Here is a 15,934-nt window from a genome sequence, read left to right on the forward strand (position 1 = left end):
CAGCATCACGCGCCACCGTTCGCGATCGCCGCGTCGGACTGTGCCACCGCCTCGCTCACCCAGGAATCCAGGGGCCGGTCCCCGAGCAGGTACTCGTCGGTGAGAGTCGTCATGATCGAGTCGATCTGGGTCCCCGCCGTGAAGATCGAGTCCACGGGAAGGACGAGGTCCGGGCTGAACAGCATCGAACGCCAGGATTCGACGTCGTACAACTCCTCGGCGTTCTCGCTCAGGAGCGCTGCGAGGATGTCGTCCTCACTGGTCTCGCCGGCCAGCGCCGGCAGCCGGCCGCCGGGGGTCATGAACTCCGCAGCGTTGCGTACCCAGAACTTCGCGAGCTCCCACGCCTCGTCCTGGTACTGCGAGTCCGGGTTGACCGAGATGAGGTCGCCCAGCTGACCGGTGTTCCAGGCATCCATGCCCGGATCCGGGGTGGGGAGCGGCATGCAGTACGTCTGGAAGTCGTGCGGGTACTCGGTCGTGTCGTTGATCGAGCGGATGATCTGACCGGATGCGATCAGGATGGCCACCCGGCCCGCGATGTAGGGGTTCTGGCTGAAGGTCTGGAGCTGCTCGGCGATGATCGTCTCCTGATCCATCTTCACCCCCTCGGTCTGGAGACTCATGGCGAGCTCGAGTTCACGGGAGAACCACGGGTCGGCGAAGTTGGAGCGCGCTCCGTCGTCGGCGTAGCGGTAGTCCGGCCCGATCATGACGCGCGCCTGCGGCGGGTAGTTCAGTGTGCCGAAGACCCCGTCGCCGGTGAGCTGGCGGGCGACCTCCACGAACTCGTCGACCGTCCACGACGTGCCAAGGGTGATCCCCGCGGCGTCCATCATCTGCTTGTTGATGTACACGTGGACCGGCGCCCGGGCGGCCGGGATCGCGAACAGCTTGCCGTCGCGGACGTAGTTGCCGATCGGGTCCGCGTCCACCGCGAACTGTGCGAAGTCCGATTCGGCGGCGATCTTCTCGGTGACGTCGATGGCCAACCCGGCGTCGGCCCGCTGGAGCATGCGTGCCGGGTTGTAGCTGAAGTACATGTCGATGCCGGCGCCACCGGTCAACGACGTGTCCAGCTTGATGTTGCCCTCGTCGTCGTTGACGTAGCGCGTGTAGGTCACCTGGATGTCAGGGAACTCGTCCATGAACGCCGCACACAGCGCGTCCGGGCCCGTCTCGTTCGGCACGCCGCCCCAGACGTTGAGCGTCGCTCCTGTTCCGCCGCCGCCACCACCTCCGCCACCACCTGCGCCGCCACCGCCGCCGGCGAGGTTGCAGGCGGAGGTGGCGGCAACGGCGGCGGCCGCGGCCGCGCCACCCAGAAAGGTCCTGCGGTTGAGCTTTGAGCGTTCGGACATGGTGTATCTCCTCATTGAGTTGATGTCACGACGGACATGCTGATCAGAAGCTCTGCTCGATGCGGCGCCGGGCCTGATGGAGCAGAAGTTTGAGCTGATCGGGCGTGAAGGCTCCGTCGTGGTCGTCAACAACGGCGAGCGCGACGGGGTGCGGTTCGGGCGTCTGAACGTCGATCGCACCGGCGATGTGTCCCGGGTACAGCCAGTCCTGCAGGACGAGGATGTCATCGGAGTGGGCCTGGCGCGCCGCAGCCAGGACGCCGGCCTCCGTGCTCGGAACGACCGATGGGTCGCCGCCCCAGCCATAGCGCGCCCGGGAAGCACGAAGGATGCGCAACGCGTCGTCCTCGGGCAGGGGGAGCAGGAGCTTGAGCCCGAGGATCGACACGTTGAGCGGCCAGGTACCGGTCCAGAACGTCACGGTCTCGGTTCCTTGCCGGGCGCGCAGCAGGTAGATCAACTCCTCGCGCCACAGCACCGCCATCGCGAGCATGACGCCCGGTTGCTCGGTGGCGATCTCCTCGATCGGCGCGCGCGCGGCACGAAGGAACGGGACCCGACCCGCCGCGAGGGCGAGCGCGAAGACCCCGTACTCCGGAACGAACGCACCCGAGGTGTCCTTGCGGATGTAGCCGCTCTCGCTGAGTGTCGTGAGGATGCGCGAGGCCGAACTCTGGTGAACACCGAGGCGGCGCGCGACCTCGCTCCCGGTCAGTGGTGCCTCCTCGTCGACGACCATCTTCAGCACGTGCAGGCCCCGGGAGAGCGCCTGGTTGCGGCTGGTGCCGCCGATTCCGGGCAGACTCATCGGCCGGCCACGCTGGGGGCCGCGACCACCGACGCACCGTCGCGGACGATCCGGTGCTCGGGATCGCGGTAGCAGCGCACCGAGAACAACGCCGCCGGGGCATGTCCGTTGACGCCCTCGACGGCGATGGTCAACTCCGAGGTGCGGACCGGTTCGGCGAGCGTGAGCCGGTAGGCACTCTGGTGGTGGCCGCCGACCTTCGCCAGCACGCGCCCGTTCGCGCTGATCGTGAAGTCGCGCACGCACTGCGGCATCGCGTCCTCGGGATGCGTCCACAGTGCGGACTCCATGGCGTGGTCCGAGTCGGTGTCGAGCCGCAGTTCCACGCGGCCGATCGTCTGCGGCTCGTCCCACGTGAGCCGGAGCGTGGGCGCCTCGTCCTCCGGTGCGGCGATCCACGCGTTCGCGGCACCAGTGGGGCGGTCCAGGCCGTTGGCCACCGCGGACGCGGGCCCGACGAGCACGGGCGGGTCGAGGGTGAGCGCGAGGTTGCGTCCCTCCGGGCGGCGCACCGGCACCCAGAACTCCAGCCCGGGCTGCCCGATCGCGTCGTCGGGCTCCTGATCCTTGACGTGCCGCAGCGGGACGAGACCCGTGACGACGAGGTCCGAGGCCGCCACGGCCACGTCCGGGTTCGCGAGCAGGCAGAGTGCCGTGTACGAGGGCTCGGTGAGAACCGCGTCCAGGTCGACCTGGACGACCTGTTCACCGACCTCCAGCTCGAGGGCACACTCGCCGATCAACCGGTCGGGCGTGTAGTCGTCGGGCCTGGCCCCGCGGCGCAGTTGCACCCGCAGCGTGGTGGGTGCGGCGACCCGCACCTTCAGGCCGAACCGCGGCACGGGGCCGGCTTCCAGCGGGAGCAGCTGGCCGCGATCGATGTCGAGCGGTAGCGGATCTCCCGCTCGGGGCAGGGTACCGAGTCGCAACTCGGAACTCGCGACGATGGACGCCGATCGAGCCAGATCCTCCGGGTCCTCCAGCGCGTGCTGCGGAATGTGCTGCGAGCCTCGCAGCAGCCACCGCTGGAGCTCCGCCATCCGCGCAGGTTCGAGGAGGTCCGCGGGACGCACGCCGTCACGCACGCACAGTGCCGCCGCCGTCGCCACGGCCTGCCCGCAGTGCGAGCCCGTGGCCATCACCCGAGTCGATCCGAACGCGACGTGGCTGACCGAGGTGAGCCTGCCCGCGAGGAAGAGGTTCTCGACGTCGCGGCTGACGAGGCAGCGATAGGGGATCTGGTACGTTCCGCGCCCGTGCAGCTGGTTGCAGCCGGGGCGCTCGCTGAAGACCCCGTCCGCGGGGTGCAGGTCGATCGACCAGCCGCCGAACGCGACGGCGTCCGGGTGCTGGGCCTGGCCCAGGACGTCGTCCTGGCAAAGCATGTACAGTCCCTCGAACCGCCGGCTCTCACGCTTTCCGGGGATCGTTCCGACCCACTCGAGCGTGAGGTTGGCGGCGTCGGGGAACTCGCCGGAGTTCTTCAGGTGGTTCCACACGCCGTAGACGACCTGCCAGAGCCGCCACTTGATGGTCTCGGTCTCATGGACGGTGTCGAGCCGGCCGCCCCACTCGATCCACCAGAGGCGACAACCGTCCTCGTTGGCGTTGAAACTGCGCGCCCGGGGGATCTCGCTTAGATCGTCGAGGGCGTACGACGGCGGGACGAACCTCACCGGGTGCCCGACGTCCTTGCTGTAGAAGTAGATCGAGTGGCCGAGCAGGTCGCCGTACTCGGTGGACGGCGCGAACTTCTCCCCGAACTCCGAGCTCGCCTCGGCGCCCATCCGGAACGCGGCACCCGCGAGGAAGCCGAGGGCGCCGTCGCCGCTGGAGTCGACGAAGTACGGGGCGGTGATCTCGTACCTCGTCGAGTTCTGGCTGCAGAACGCGCTGACGCCGGCGATCCGCCGGGAGCCGTCAACGTCGCCGTCGGCCATCCTCACGTCGATCATCGCCGTGTTCAGCAGCAGCGTGATACCTGGCTCCTCGACGACCTTCTCGAGCAGGATCGTGTCGAACACGACCGGGTTGCCGTCCCGGTTGCGGTACATGTTCTCGACCAGGATCTCGTCGAGGACCCCACCCTCCCGCGCGAACCGGTTGTTGTTCGACATGTGCGCGGTGGCGCCGAGGATCCACAGGCGCACCTCGGAGGAGGAGTTGCCTCCGAGCACCGGACGGTCCTGGATCAACACGACGCGTAAGCCGGCGCGCGCCGCGGTGATTGCCGCACAGGTTCCCGACAAGCCGCCACCCACGACGACCAGGTCCGCATCGTCCTCGCGGGTCAGGAAGTCCCTCCGACCGACGGCGGGCTCGACCACGAGCCGCTGGGAGCGGGAAGTCGGAGAGGGCGCCTCCGACGACATCCTTCCTTGGATATCACGCATAGGCGTACCTAAGCATGCGTCATTGGCATAGGTCAACGGTCAATTCACATGGCCCTCCGGCACCTTCGCTGTGATCGCCGGGTCCACGGCGGAACGCGACGGCGCCCCGCCCGTGGGAGGGCGGGGCGCCGTCGCGTGGGGTTCTCGCCCGGCTCAGCCTCTGACTGGGGCACCCTCACGCGCGGGGTTCGCGTCGCCGTCGCCGGCCTCGTCCCCTATCGAGGAGTCGGCCACCTCTGCCTCGTGGCCGTGGCGGCGCTCGAGCTTCGCGCCCTCGACGTCGACGTCCGGCAGGATCCGCTCCAGCCAGCGGGGCAGCCACCAGGCCTTGTCGCCGGCCAGGTGCATCAGGGCGGGAATGATCAGCATCCGCACCACGAACGCGTCGACGAGTACCCCGAACGCCAACGCGAAGCCGATCGGCCGGATCATCGCGCTGTGCGAGAACACGAACCCGCCGAACACCGAGATCATGATGATCGCGGCGGCAGTGACCACGGTCCGACCGGCCCGCACGCCCTGCACCACCGCGACGCGCGCAGGGGCACCGTGGGCGTAGGCCTCACGCATTCCGGTGCCGAGGAACAGCATGTAGTCCATCGCCAGGCCGAACAGGATGCCGACCAGGATCGTCGGCAGGAAGTTCAGGATCGGGCCGGGACTGTCCACGCCGAAGACCGGGGCCAGCCAGCCCCACTGGTAGATCGCGACCACTCCGCCGAGCGCGGCGAAGTAGGACAGGATGAAACCGAGGGTGGCGATGACCGGCACGAAGATCGACCGGAACACCAGAATCAGGATGAGCAGGGAGAGCCCGACCACCACGGCCAGGTAGATCGGCAGCGCGTCGGCCAGCTTCTCCGAGATGTCGATGTTGCCGCTCGCGGAGCCGGCAACCCCGATCTCGTAGACGCCCTCGATCGGTGACGCGTCCCGCAGGGTGTGGACGAGGGTCTCGGTGGACTCGCTGGTCGGCCCCTCGGCAGGGATCACCTGGAAGGCGATGACGCTGAAGTCCTCGGAGGTACCGATCGGCGCGACCGCGACCACGTCCTCCTGTGCGAACAGGACCTGGCCGATCTCGACCTGCGCGAGCAGCGCATCCTGCTCGCTCGCGCCCTCAGGCAGATCCGCGACGACGAGCAGCGTGCCGTTGCGGCCCTCGCCGAACTCCTCGGCGATGGTCGTGTAGGCGCGGTACTGCGTGGAGTCTGCGGACTCCGTGGAACCGTCGGGCAGGTTCAGGCGCAGGTCGAGGGCGGGCAGTGCGATGATCACCAGCGCCGCGATCCCGATCACCACGCGACCGATCGCCCGGGCGGTGGACATCGGTTGCGGTGCGGCTGGGACGGCCGCAGTGGTGCCGTTCTCGGTGCCGGCAGTGAGCGCCGCCCGCTCCCGACGGGACAGGATCCGGGTGCCGACCAGGCCGAGCAGCGCCGGGGTCAGCGTGATCGCGATGAGCACCGCGACCAGGATGCAGAACGCACCGACGGTGCCCATCAGGCCGAGGAACGGGATCCCGGTGATGTTCAGCGCGAGCAGTGCGATCAGCACGGTCGCGCCGGCGAACACGACCGCGTTGCCGGAGGTGCCGTTCGCGAGCCCGATCGAGGAGTGCAGGTCCTCGCCGTGCTTGAGCTGGCGTCGGTGCCGGTTGATGATGAACAGGGAGTAGTCGATGCCGACCGCGAGACCGAGCATGAGCCCGAGCACCGGGGTCACGGACACCATCTCGACCACGCCGGACAGGGACAGCGAGGCGAGCGCCCCGATGCCCACACCGATCAGCGCGGTGAGTATCGGCAGCCCGGCCCCGATGAGGGTGCCGAGCATGACGATCAGGACGACGGCGGCGACCAGCAGGCCGAGCACCTCGCCGACGCCGAACAGCTCCGGGATACCCTGGGTGATGTCCGAGGAGAGGTCGACCGTGACGCCGTCGATCTCCTCGGCGAACACCTCGACCACGGCGTCCTTGGTCTCCTGTGGGATCGACAGCTGCGGATCCTCGAACGCGATCGTTGCGAGCGCGGTAGCTCCGTCGGCGGAGACCTGGCGGGTCTCGGCGGCCATCTCGAGCAGCGCCGCACCCATCTCCAGGCCGGCGCGCTGAGCCGCGAGCTCGGGGGTCTCGCCCTGCGCCGCAGCCTGCTCGAGCTGGGCCAGGCCACCCTCGATCTCCGCCTGCTGCGCGGCCCGCTGCTCCTCGGTCACGAACGGGTCGATCACGGTCGTGACGCCGTCGAGCGCGCTCGCCTCGGCGAGCCGCTCCTCGATCTGGGCGCGCTGCTCCGCGGTGAACGGGGATCCGTCCTCGGTCTGCAGCACGACCGTGCCGGTGCCGCCGGAGGCCTCGGGGAACTCGTCCGCGAGCCGGTCGGTGACAGTGGTGGTCGGAGTCCCCGGGATGGAGATGCTGGTCGCGAGGGTGCCGCCCGCCACCGCGAACGCGCCGCCTGCGATCACCAGGATGGCGAGCCAGACGGCGATCACGGTGCGGGCCCGGCGCGCCGCGAAGCGGCCGAGGCGATAGAGGAGTTCAGCCATGGGGATTCCTTGGGCTCGTGGTCAGCTGGGGGCGTCGGTGGATCGGTGGCCGTTCCGGGTGGCGGCGATGAGTCGTTCGAGCAGTTCGGACCAGACGCGACGGGACTCGTCGTCAACGGCGGCTCCGGTGGCTTCGAACCAGTACCGGTGCAGCACCACGAGGCCACCGAAGAGAGCACTCACCATGAGGTGGACGTCGAGCAGCTCGGTCCGGGGATGGCGGCGGGTGAGTTCCTCCGAGAGCCGCTCGCTGATGTCGGTGAACGTGCTCAGCAGCATCACGGCCTGGCGGGGGGAGGCGACCGGATCCTCCATCCCGATCACGCGGGTCAGGTACGCCATCGGCGGCACCAGATCGGTGGCCCGCAGTACCTCGACCACCTCGTCGAACATGTCGCCGGTGGCGGTGGCGGTGGTCGGGGTGGCGGTGAACTCGTCCAGGACCCCGCCGAGCACCTCGCTGCAGACGGTGGTGACGATCTCGTCGATCGAGGCGAAGTGGTTGAAGACCGTGCGGCGGGAGACGTCCGCGCGCGCCGCCAGCTCGTCCACTGTGAACGTGGCAACCCCGGTCTCGTCGATCAGCGCGGCGGCCGCGTCGATGATCGCGCGGCGATGACGCGCCTTGAGCGCGGCGCGGCGGTCGCCGCCGGGTGGGTTCCGAAGCACTTGATGACACTAAGTGCACCGATGCACTCAGTGCAATGAAACAGCGGAGCCCGACCTGTGACCTTGCCCACGCCCCCTTCAATGAGCCGGCGATGAGTTCCGGCCGGGTCGGGAGTCTGTTCCGGGTGAGCGCCGGAGGGCAGCCGCGCACCACCGACCGGCACCAGAGATCACGGAGGACCTCATGACCACCACCCCAGAACGCACAGCCACCACAGCCGAGGAGTCAGACCGCCCGCCCGTCGTCGACCTGACCACCTGGCAGGCCGCCCGCGACGAGCTGCTGGTCCGCGAGAAGGCACACACCCATGCCGGGGACGCCATCGCCGCGGCCCGTCGCCGGCTGCCCATGGTGGAGGTCGACGGGACCGTCGAGGTCGTCGGGCCGGATGGTCCGGTCCCGTTCCTGGACCTCTTCGAAGGCCGCAACGAGCTCATGCTCTACCAACACATGTGGCACGACGGCGCCCCACACCAGGGACAGTGCGAGGGCTGCACCATTGCCGCATGGCACCTGAGAGATGCCGTCTATCTCAACTCCCGGGGCGTCTCGATGGCCATCGTGACCACGGGTGCCTGGGAGGAGGTGGCCCGCTACGTCGCCTTCATGGGCTACACCCAGCCGTGGTACTCGGTGCATGGCCTGGACGCCCCGATCGGCGGCGAGATGGGCAACCTCGCGTTCTTCCTGCGCGACGGCGACCGCGTCTACCTCACCTACTCCACGACCGGCCGCGGCACCGAGGTGTACGGCCCGTTCCATCTGCTCGACATGACCCCCTACGGCCGTGGCGAGACGTGGGAGGACAACCCGGACGGCTGGCCGCAGGGCCAGCACGCGTGCTGGTACTGGCGCACGGACGCCGACGGGACCTCCACATGGGGCGACACCAGCCGCCCGGTTCCGCAATGGACCCGTCCCGGCGCCGGCCCCGTGGACACCCTCGGCAGGCACGGACACCACCACTAGCGAGGCACGACGGCGCCACGGGGCCCCAGCACCGCTGGGCCCTCCGGCCGACTGCCGGCTCGGCCTTGGTCACCAACCCACGATGACCGGCCGGGCCGCATAGGTGGCCACCGGGTGCGCCAACGGGCTGGGTTGGCGCAGTCCCGTCGAGACGAGCCGCAGGCCAGGCAGTCGCGTGACCAGCGCGCGGAACGCCTCGTCGAGCTCGACGCGCGCGAGCTGCTGACCGACGCAGCCGTGCAGCCCGTCACCGAAGGCGAGATGGCCGCGCGCATCCCGGAGGACGTCGAGCACGTCCGCGTCGCCGAACCGGCGCTCGTCACGGTTCGCCGAGACCGTCGAGACGGAGACGGTCGTCCCCGCCTCGACGATCCGGTCGCCGACCGTCACCGACTCGGTCGCGGTGCGGGGGAACACCGTCAGGAACATGGTGCAGAAACGCACGATCTCCTCGACCGCGGCCGGCACCCGCTCCGGGTCCTGCGCGAGCAGGTGGTACTGCTCGGGTTCGTCGAGCAGTGCCACCGTGCCGGTCGAGATCATGTAGGCCACGGTGTCGCGGCCGGACATGCTCAGCATGTGCAGGAGTCCTTCGACCTCGGCGTCCGAGAGGTCGTCGTTGCCGAGCAGGTCGCTGATCACGTCGTCGCCCGGGTTCTCGCCGCGGTAGGCCACCGCCTCCCGCAGCAGGTCGTGCTGTTGCTGGCGAGGAGCGCCGTGCACATAGTCCTGCGCGTACCGCTCCAGCAGGTGGTCGGGCACGCCCAGCACCAGGGCGTGCACCCGGATAGAGATCGGCTCGGCGTACAGCGCCAGCAGGTCCGCACCCGGACCGGCGGCGATCATCACGTCGAGCTGTTCGGCGACGATCTCGGCGATCCGGGGCCGATACGTGCGTGCCGACCGCACGGAGAACCTCCGTGTGACGGCCCGCCGCAACCGCAGGTGCTGCGGGCCGTCCAGGCCGAGCACACCGGCGCTGCGGTCGGCGAGCACACCCTCCTCGTCAAGCGGCCCGGCCGGCACGCCCTCCTCGATCGGGGCGTCGCTGCGCGGCATCCGCTGGGGCTGCTGACTGAACCGGGGATCGGTCAGCACCGCCCGCGCCTCGTCGTACCGGGTGACGATCAGGCCCTCGTGACCGTCGCGGTAGCTGAGCGGCGCGAGCGCGCCGTCCTGACGCCACTGGCTGAAGCGTGGAGAGGGCTGCGTCGGCGTGGAGTCACCGGGCAGGGTGCTGCGGTCGTGTCCGAACGGGCACTGGCTCATCGTGCGACTACTTCCTGCTCCAGGGGGGTGCCGAGCATCGCGCGTGCGCGCCGGAAGCCACGGGCGGAGCCCCACGCGGCCGCGCCGACCACGGTGCCGTCGGCGTCGACCACGGCGAACGCGAGCGGGGCTCCGGCGTCGTCGCGATCGAGGGGTTGGATCCGAACACCGGGTGGGATCCGTCCTGCCGCCTGCACCCGGACTCCGTGCAGGTCGGACCAGAAGTACGGTACGACCGGCACCCGGAGCGGGTCGCCCGCGATCGCGCCGGCGACCTCTCGGGCCTGGGCCACGGCAGCCGCCTGGGTGTTTCGCGAGACGTCGTACCGGCCGCCGGCCCGGTCGGCGACGTCGCCGACGGCCCACACGCCCGGGGCCACGCGTCCGCGCGAGTCGCACCGCACGCCGTTGGGACCGACCGGCAGCGACCGCTCGAGCCAGCCGGCGGCCGCGCGCACGCCGACCGCGATCACCAGGGTGTCGGCGACGTGTCGTGCGGCGCCGGCGTCGATGCGCCAGCGACCGGCGCCACGGCTGATCCGCGTCCGGTCCGTCTGCACGGCGACGCCACGGGAGCGGTGCAGCGGCAGTAGCCGCTGCACCAGGGCGCCCCGCAGCGGACCGAGGGTCTGCCCGGTCCGCGCCAGGAGGGTGGTCGGCACGCCGCGGGAGACGGCGGCCGAGACGATCTCCGAGCCGAGCACGCCGCCACCCAGCACCGCCAGGCCGGAGCCGGGACCGAGGGCCGCGGCCAGTGCGACGGCGTCACCGCGGGTTCGCAGTACGTGCGCACCTCGTTCGATCAGGTTCGTCAACGGAGCCGGGACGGCCGCGGCGGCGCCAGTGGCGAGCACGAGGGCATCGAACCGGAGATCACCGTGCGCCAGGCGCAGCCGCCGGCCGGCGACATCGAGCCCGACGGCGGGCGTTCCAGGGCGGAACTCGACGCCGATGGCCTCCAGTGCGGACTCGTCGAGGAGGTCGGCGTGCGCTGCATCGCCACCGAGGAGCACCTCCTTGGACAGCGGCGGCCGTTGGTAGGGCGGACCATCCTCGGCGTCCAGCAGGGTGAGATCGCCGTCGAAGCCGAGTTCGCGCAGGCTCTGGACGCAGGTGACCCCTCCGACCGAGGCCCCGACCACGACCACATGTGACATCGCCTCAGCCCGTCACGGCAATGGCGCGTGCGGGGCACAGCTGCGCCGCCTGCCGGGCCGCGCTGACGTCCGTCACGGCGCCCGCGAGCACGACGACGATCCCGTCGTCGTCCTGATCGAACACCTGCGGCGCCGTCAGCGCACACTGCCCGGCGCCGACGCACGCGGCGCTGTCGACCACGATCTCGACCATGAACCGTCGCTCCTCACTGCTCCAATGCGATGTCAGAGCCACGATATGCGGTCTAAAGTGGCAATTCACGGATGATGTTGTGCCAATGAGCGTGCGTGTTGAGCGATCCTCGACCTGGGGCGAGTGAGCGGAACGCACCGATCCGAGCAGGAGAGGCGAGAAGGTCGGCCATGACGACGTCAGCACCAACCAGACGACTGCGCGACAGGTTCCCCACACTGCGCCAGGTGGGGGTCGCCGCCGAGCGACACCCGCGCTACGTGAGCGACGAGTTCAGCCCGCACCACCTCGATGTGGTGCTGCTGACGTTCGTGCTCTCCGGTCGTGGCCTGCACCAGATGGGCGAGACCACGCACCAGATCCTCGCCCCTTCGGTCTCGGTCACGGTGACCGGGCAGACCCACAGCCTGCTCACCGACAAGGGCGGGCTCGAGGTCGTCAACGTCTTCATCGACCCTGGCCTGCACCCACTGCCGACGCTGCGGCCGCCCCTCGACGAGGCGCTCGCGGCACTGATCCCGCTGCCCTCGGCGCCCGGGGTCCTCACGACCGACTTCGCCCAGCTCGAACTGCGGCCCTCCGACAGGTACGAGCCGCTGCTCGACCTGCTCGTTCGGGAGACGCAGGAGCCGCGAAGCCTCGACCTGATGTCGGCGCTGCGAACCGCACTGCTGGCGACGTGCGCCCACGCGGTCATCGGACGCGGCCTGATGAAGACCATGGTCCCGACGTCGCCGTCGGACGTGCGGATCATCGCCGTCCGCGAGTGGCTCGACCATCACTACCGGGAATCGCACACGCTCGCGTCGCTCGCCGAGCGTGCCCGGCTCGAGCGAACCTACTTCTCGTCCCGGTTCACCAAAGTGGTGGGGCTCTCGACCAGCGAGTACGTCGCGCGGCTGCGGATCCGTTACGCCATCGGGCTGCTGCAGTCCACGGACGAGTCGATCATCGCGATCTCCCGGACCAGCGGCTTCAACGACTTGTCCAACTTCGGCCGGACGTTCCGGCGCCTGATGGGCGTCTCCCCGCGCCAGTTCCGCACCGAGTCACGCAGCGCTTCACGGCCCACGGACTGAGGATCGCGCACCCCGGTCCAGGCGATGCGCTCCGTGACGTCTACGCGCAGCGACGCCCGCATGCTCCAAACATGTGCACAGTTCAGGTGGAATCGTTGACGAAAGCGTTGCACCTCGGCATACTCAACGCCTAATTGAAGCGTTAAAACTAGTCAATGTTGACAGGAGCGCCCATGACCGATCGCTGGCCACGCACACGGACCTACGCCAGAGCTGCTCTCCACACCCGCACGCCTGCGTGGGCGCTCTCCCGCCGCGCGGTGCTCCTCGCCGCTGTCGCCGGCGCCGCCGGTTCCGGTGCGCTCGCCGGCTGTCGTGTCATCGATGACGGGGTCGGGGCCGAGAACCTCTCCGGCGCGCTCAACAAGGAACCTGCTCCCGGACGTCCCCGAACCATCGAGATGTACAACCAGTGGGGCGGTAGCGCCGGGCAGGCGTGGGTCGCGATGGCGCAGCTCTACGAGGAGATCCAGGACGACGTGGCGGTCCGGATCACCTATGCCCCGCCCACGGCGGACACCCAGGTGCGACTGCTGACGTCGATCGCCGCGGAGAGCCCGCCGGACGTTGCGTTCGTGCTACCCGAGCACTACCCGCAGCTCACCGGTCTCGGGGTGGTCACCGATCTCGGCCCGTACCTGGCAGCCGACGGTCTGGGGGCCGCGGACTTCAACCCCGCGATCTGGAAGGCGATGAATCTCACCGGGACCGTCTACTCGATGCCGGCGATGGTCGATCCGAACTTTCCGCTCTTCTACAACCGTGCGGTGCTCTCCGACGCCGGCCTCGACCCGGATGCCCCGCCCGTCACGCTCGACGAGCTGACCGCGATGAGTGAGGCGATCCTGCAGCAGCAGGGTGGCCGCATCACCCGGATCGGCACGATGCCGTGGAACTACTACGGCTACAGCAACTCGCTCTACACGATCGGCTTCGCGTTCGGCGCCAGCTTCGTCTCAGCGGACAACGACCAGGTGACCACGGAGAGCCCGGAGGTCGTGACCGCGCTGGAGTGGATCTGCGACTTCGCCGAGAGCATGGGTGGAGCAGGCAACGTCGCGATCACACAGCCCGGGTTCTCGCTACCGGTGCTGGGCACCGGGAACGTCGGCCTGATGCCGATGACGGCGGGGGACGCCAGCAACCTCTCCGAGAACAGCGACATCGATCTCGGCTCGGCACCCTTCCCCTACGCCGAGGGCGCCGGGCAGCCCGGCAGCGCCACGTGGATCGGCGGTTGGAACATGTTCATCCCGACCGAGGCCGGCGACCCGGACGCGGCCTGGGACTTCATCCGCTGGGTGACGACGACGCCGGAGGGGACCACGGAGAACTACGAGCAGATGTCCAACATCCCCGGCTTGGCGCAGGCGCCGGCCCTCGAGGACCTGGAGGCCGATCCTGTGCTCGGGGTCTTCGCCGAGGTGCTGCGGGAAGCGCAGAATGTGCGGCCCACCATCCCGGTGGCGGGCGTCCTGTCCCAGCAGCTCGACATCTACGTCGGGCAGGCGGTCTTCGGTCAGTTGACCGCGCAGCAGGCGATGCAGCGGGTCTCCGACATCACCAATGCGGCGTGGGACGAGTTCCGCGAGACGAACGGGGAATGATGACCAGCACCGCATCCGCCCCGGCGCGCGCAGCGACGCAGCCACGCCGGCGAACCTCCTGGATACCGCGGACCAGGCGACAGAAGCACAACCTCAAGTGGGGACTGATCTTCACCTCCCCTGCGATCGTCGGGCTCCTCGTCTTCACCCTCGCGCCGGTGATCACCTCACTGGTCAACAGCCTGACGAACGTCTCGTTGATCGGCGGCACCTCACGGTTCGTCGGTTTCGAGAACTACCGGCAGCTACTCTCGGACTCCAGCTGGTGGATGTCGCTGTCGAACACCGCGATCCTTGCGATCGCCTCCGTCCCGCTCGGCCTGCTCGTGGCACTCGGGCTTGCCCTGATGCTGAACATGCGGGTGCGCGGACTGTCGATCTACCGCGTCATCTTCTTCCTGCCCTCGATCGTGCCCATCGTGGCCGCGGCCGTCGTGTGGTCCTACGTGCTCAACCCCCAGTACGGCGTCCTCAACAACCTCCTTGACACCGTCGGGATCCAAGGACCCGGGTGGCTCAGCGACCCGGCCTGGTCCAAGCCCGCGCTGATCCTGTTCGGGCTGTGGGGCGTCGGCAACCTCATGATCATCCTGCTGGCCGGCCTGCAGGGAGTGCCGGTCGAGCTCAAGGAGCAGGCCATGATCGACGGCGCCGGTCCGTGGGCACGATTCCGGAACGTCACGGTGCCCTTCATCAGCCCGCACCTGCTGTTCGGCCTGGTCACAGGGCTGATCGCCGGGTTCCAGTACTTCACGCCCGCATTCGTCCTCACCGGCGCGAACGGGGACCCGGCCGGCTCGACTCTGGTCTCCGGCGTCTACCTGTACAGCACGGCGTTCTACAACTTCGAACTCGGGTATGCGAGTGCGATCGGCTGGGTGCTGTTCCTCATCATCGCGGTGGTGTCGGTGCTGACGTTCCGCCTGGTCGGACGACGGGTCTACTACGGAGGTGCGGCATGAGCACGGCCACCACGACGACGAGCAGCACGACGACGGCCACCCCGACGACGGCCACCAGGGCCCCCAACCGAGGGCCGGTCTGGCCCCGGGTGGCAGCCGCCATCGGCAAGCATGCGCTGCTGATCGTGGTCAGCATCGTGTTCCTGATGCCGCTCTTCTGGATGGTGAGCGGCGCGCTGAAGACGACCGCCGATATCGGTCAGTTCCCGATCGTGTGGTTCCCCGACGTCATCACCACGGGCAACTTCACCTACGGGCTCAGTGCGTTCCCGTTCGTGCGGTACCTGGTCAACACACTGCTGATCTGCATCCCCTCGATGGTCGGCGCGGCCCTGTCGAGCGCGCTCGTGGGCTACGGGCTATCGCGCATCGACTGGCCGCTGCGCAACGTGCTGTTCGGAACCATCATCGCAACGATGATGATCCCGTTCTACGTGACGATGGTGCCGTTGTTCACCGCCTACCGGGCCATCGGTTGGACCGACACCTACCTGCCGCTGATCGTGCCGCACTTCTTCGGGGTGCCCTTCTTCATCTTCCTGATGCGGCAGTTCTTCCTCGGCATCCCGCTGACGCTCTCGGACGCTGCGCGCGTGGACGGCGCCGGCGAGCTGCGGATCTTCTTCCAGATCATCCTGCCGCTGTGCAAGCCGGCCCTCGCGGCGGTGGCACTGTTCCAGTTCCTCGCCTCCTGGAGCGACCTGCTCGGACCGCTGCTGTACCTCAGCGACAGCACCAGTTACACGCTCTCGCTCGGGCTGACGTTCTTCCAGGGAGCGGAGGGTGACACCGCACTCGGACCGCTGATGGCCGTGAGCACCCTGATCCTGCTCCCGGTGATCGTGCTGTTCTTCTTCGCACAGCGCACCTTCATCCAGGGCATCACCATGAGCGGCATCAAGGAGTAGCACCACCC

13 protein-coding genes are annotated in these 15,934 nt (G+C 69.1%); 5 read left to right on the top strand and 8 right to left on the bottom strand.

Annotated features, from left to right (window positions below; all coding sequences use genetic code 11):
* Positions 1-5 precede the first annotated feature (5 nt).
* The 5 genes from HALOF300_RS07050 to HALOF300_RS07070 form a co-directional block, all read right to left on the bottom strand.
* The gene (locus HALOF300_RS07050) at positions 6-1,361 is read right to left on the bottom strand and encodes an ABC transporter substrate-binding protein (RefSeq protein ID WP_197522367.1); all 1,356 of its coding nucleotides are present in this window, start codon (positions 1,359-1,361) and stop codon (positions 6-8) included.
* A 43-nt stretch (positions 1,362-1,404) separates the two neighbouring features.
* Positions 1,405-2,169 carry a helix-turn-helix domain-containing protein gene (locus HALOF300_RS07055; RefSeq protein ID WP_156740227.1) on the bottom strand — a complete coding sequence of 255 codons (765 nt, stop codon included), beginning with the start codon at positions 2,167-2,169 and terminating at the stop codon, positions 1,405-1,407.
* Entirely contained in the window at positions 2,166-4,541 is a 2,376-nt protein-coding gene (locus HALOF300_RS07060) for an FAD-dependent oxidoreductase (RefSeq protein WP_269455266.1), read from the bottom strand. The genes HALOF300_RS07055 and HALOF300_RS07060 overlap by 4 nt, the downstream gene beginning before the upstream one ends.
* Before the next feature lie 174 nt (positions 4,542-4,715).
* Entirely contained in the window at positions 4,716-7,112 is a 2,397-nt protein-coding gene (locus tag HALOF300_RS07065; protein ID WP_156740229.1) for an MMPL family transporter, read from the bottom strand.
* A 21-nt stretch (positions 7,113-7,133) separates the two neighbouring features.
* Complete coding sequence (locus tag HALOF300_RS07070) at positions 7,134-7,781, bottom strand: TetR/AcrR family transcriptional regulator (protein WP_156740230.1); 648 nt, start codon at positions 7,779-7,781, stop codon at positions 7,134-7,136.
* A gap of 184 nt (positions 7,782-7,965) precedes the next feature.
* On the opposite strand from HALOF300_RS07070, the gene HALOF300_RS07075 reads away from it, so the two are divergent.
* Entirely contained in the window at positions 7,966-8,751 is a 786-nt protein-coding gene (locus tag HALOF300_RS07075) for a DUF899 family protein (protein WP_156740231.1), read from the top strand.
* A 69-nt stretch (positions 8,752-8,820) separates the two neighbouring features.
* On the opposite strand, the gene HALOF300_RS07080 is transcribed toward HALOF300_RS07075, so the two are convergent.
* From HALOF300_RS07080 to HALOF300_RS07090, 3 genes are read right to left on the bottom strand one after another with little or no spacing between them, the layout of a single operon-like run.
* Positions 8,821-10,020 carry a cytochrome P450 gene (locus HALOF300_RS07080; RefSeq protein ID WP_156740232.1) on the bottom strand — a complete coding sequence of 400 codons (1,200 nt, stop codon included), beginning with the start codon at positions 10,018-10,020 and terminating at the stop codon, positions 8,821-8,823.
* Positions 10,017-11,177, bottom strand: coding sequence for an NAD(P)/FAD-dependent oxidoreductase (locus HALOF300_RS07085; protein ID WP_156740233.1), 1,161 nt, complete (start codon positions 11,175-11,177; stop codon positions 10,017-10,019). Before HALOF300_RS07085 ends, HALOF300_RS07080 begins: the two co-directional genes overlap by 4 nt.
* 4 nt (positions 11,178-11,181) lie before the next feature.
* On the bottom strand, positions 11,182-11,370 hold the full coding sequence (locus tag HALOF300_RS07090; RefSeq protein WP_156740234.1) for a ferredoxin: 189 nt from the start codon (positions 11,368-11,370) through the stop codon (positions 11,182-11,184).
* A 170-nt stretch (positions 11,371-11,540) separates the two neighbouring features.
* On the opposite strand from HALOF300_RS07090, the gene HALOF300_RS07095 reads away from it, so the two are divergent.
* The 4 genes from HALOF300_RS07095 to HALOF300_RS07110 all read left to right on the top strand — a co-directional run bounded on the left by HALOF300_RS07095 (position 11,541) and on the right by HALOF300_RS07110 (position 15,926).
* Positions 11,541-12,449, top strand: a complete 909-nt coding sequence (locus HALOF300_RS07095) for an AraC family transcriptional regulator (protein ID WP_156740235.1) — start codon at positions 11,541-11,543, stop codon at positions 12,447-12,449.
* 173 nt (positions 12,450-12,622) lie between these two features.
* Positions 12,623-14,056, top strand: coding sequence for an extracellular solute-binding protein (locus HALOF300_RS07100; protein WP_197522368.1), 1,434 nt, complete (start codon positions 12,623-12,625; stop codon positions 14,054-14,056).
* Positions 14,056-15,018, top strand: coding sequence for a carbohydrate ABC transporter permease (locus HALOF300_RS07105; RefSeq protein ID WP_156740237.1), 963 nt, complete (start codon positions 14,056-14,058; stop codon positions 15,016-15,018). Before HALOF300_RS07100 ends, HALOF300_RS07105 begins: the two co-directional genes overlap by 1 nt.
* Positions 15,015-15,926, top strand: a complete 912-nt coding sequence (locus tag HALOF300_RS07110) for a carbohydrate ABC transporter permease (protein WP_156740238.1) — start codon at positions 15,015-15,017, stop codon at positions 15,924-15,926. Before HALOF300_RS07105 ends, HALOF300_RS07110 begins: the two co-directional genes overlap by 4 nt.
* Positions 15,927-15,934 lie beyond the last annotated feature (8 nt).

Origin of the sequence: Occultella aeris (assembly GCF_902703175.1) — a bacterium.
GTDB classification, from domain to species: Bacteria; Actinomycetota; Actinomycetes; order Actinomycetales; family Beutenbergiaceae; genus Occultella; species Occultella aeris.

Bases quoted from the DNA above. Each gene is read 5' to 3' on its own strand.
- HALOF300_RS07060 (WP_269455266.1), bottom strand. From the start codon at position 4,541: ATGTCGTCGGAGGCGCCCTCTCCGACTTCCCGCTCCCAGCGGCTCGTG.
- HALOF300_RS07065 (WP_156740229.1), bottom strand. From the start codon at position 7,112: ATGGCTGAACTCCTCTATCGCCTCGGCCGCTTCGCGGCGCGCCGGGCC.
- HALOF300_RS07095 (WP_156740235.1), top strand. From the start codon at position 11,541: ATGACGACGTCAGCACCAACCAGACGACTGCGCGACAGGTTCCCCACA.
- HALOF300_RS07090 (WP_156740234.1), bottom strand. From the start codon at position 11,370: ATGGTCGAGATCGTGGTCGACAGCGCCGCGTGCGTCGGCGCCGGGCAG.
- HALOF300_RS07050 (WP_197522367.1), bottom strand. From the start codon at position 1,361: ATGTCCGAACGCTCAAAGCTCAACCGCAGGACCTTTCTGGGTGGCGCG.
- HALOF300_RS07085 (WP_156740233.1), bottom strand. From the start codon at position 11,177: ATGTCACATGTGGTCGTGGTCGGGGCCTCGGTCGGAGGGGTCACCTGC.
- HALOF300_RS07105 (WP_156740237.1), top strand. From the start codon at position 14,056: ATGACCAGCACCGCATCCGCCCCGGCGCGCGCAGCGACGCAGCCACGC.
- HALOF300_RS07080 (WP_156740232.1), bottom strand. From the start codon at position 10,020: ATGAGCCAGTGCCCGTTCGGACACGACCGCAGCACCCTGCCCGGTGAC.
- HALOF300_RS07075 (WP_156740231.1), top strand. From the start codon at position 7,966: ATGACCACCACCCCAGAACGCACAGCCACCACAGCCGAGGAGTCAGAC.
- HALOF300_RS07055 (WP_156740227.1), bottom strand. From the start codon at position 2,169: ATGAGTCTGCCCGGAATCGGCGGCACCAGCCGCAACCAGGCGCTCTCC.
- HALOF300_RS07110 (WP_156740238.1), top strand. From the start codon at position 15,015: ATGAGCACGGCCACCACGACGACGAGCAGCACGACGACGGCCACCCCG.
- HALOF300_RS07100 (WP_197522368.1), top strand. From the start codon at position 12,623: ATGACCGATCGCTGGCCACGCACACGGACCTACGCCAGAGCTGCTCTC.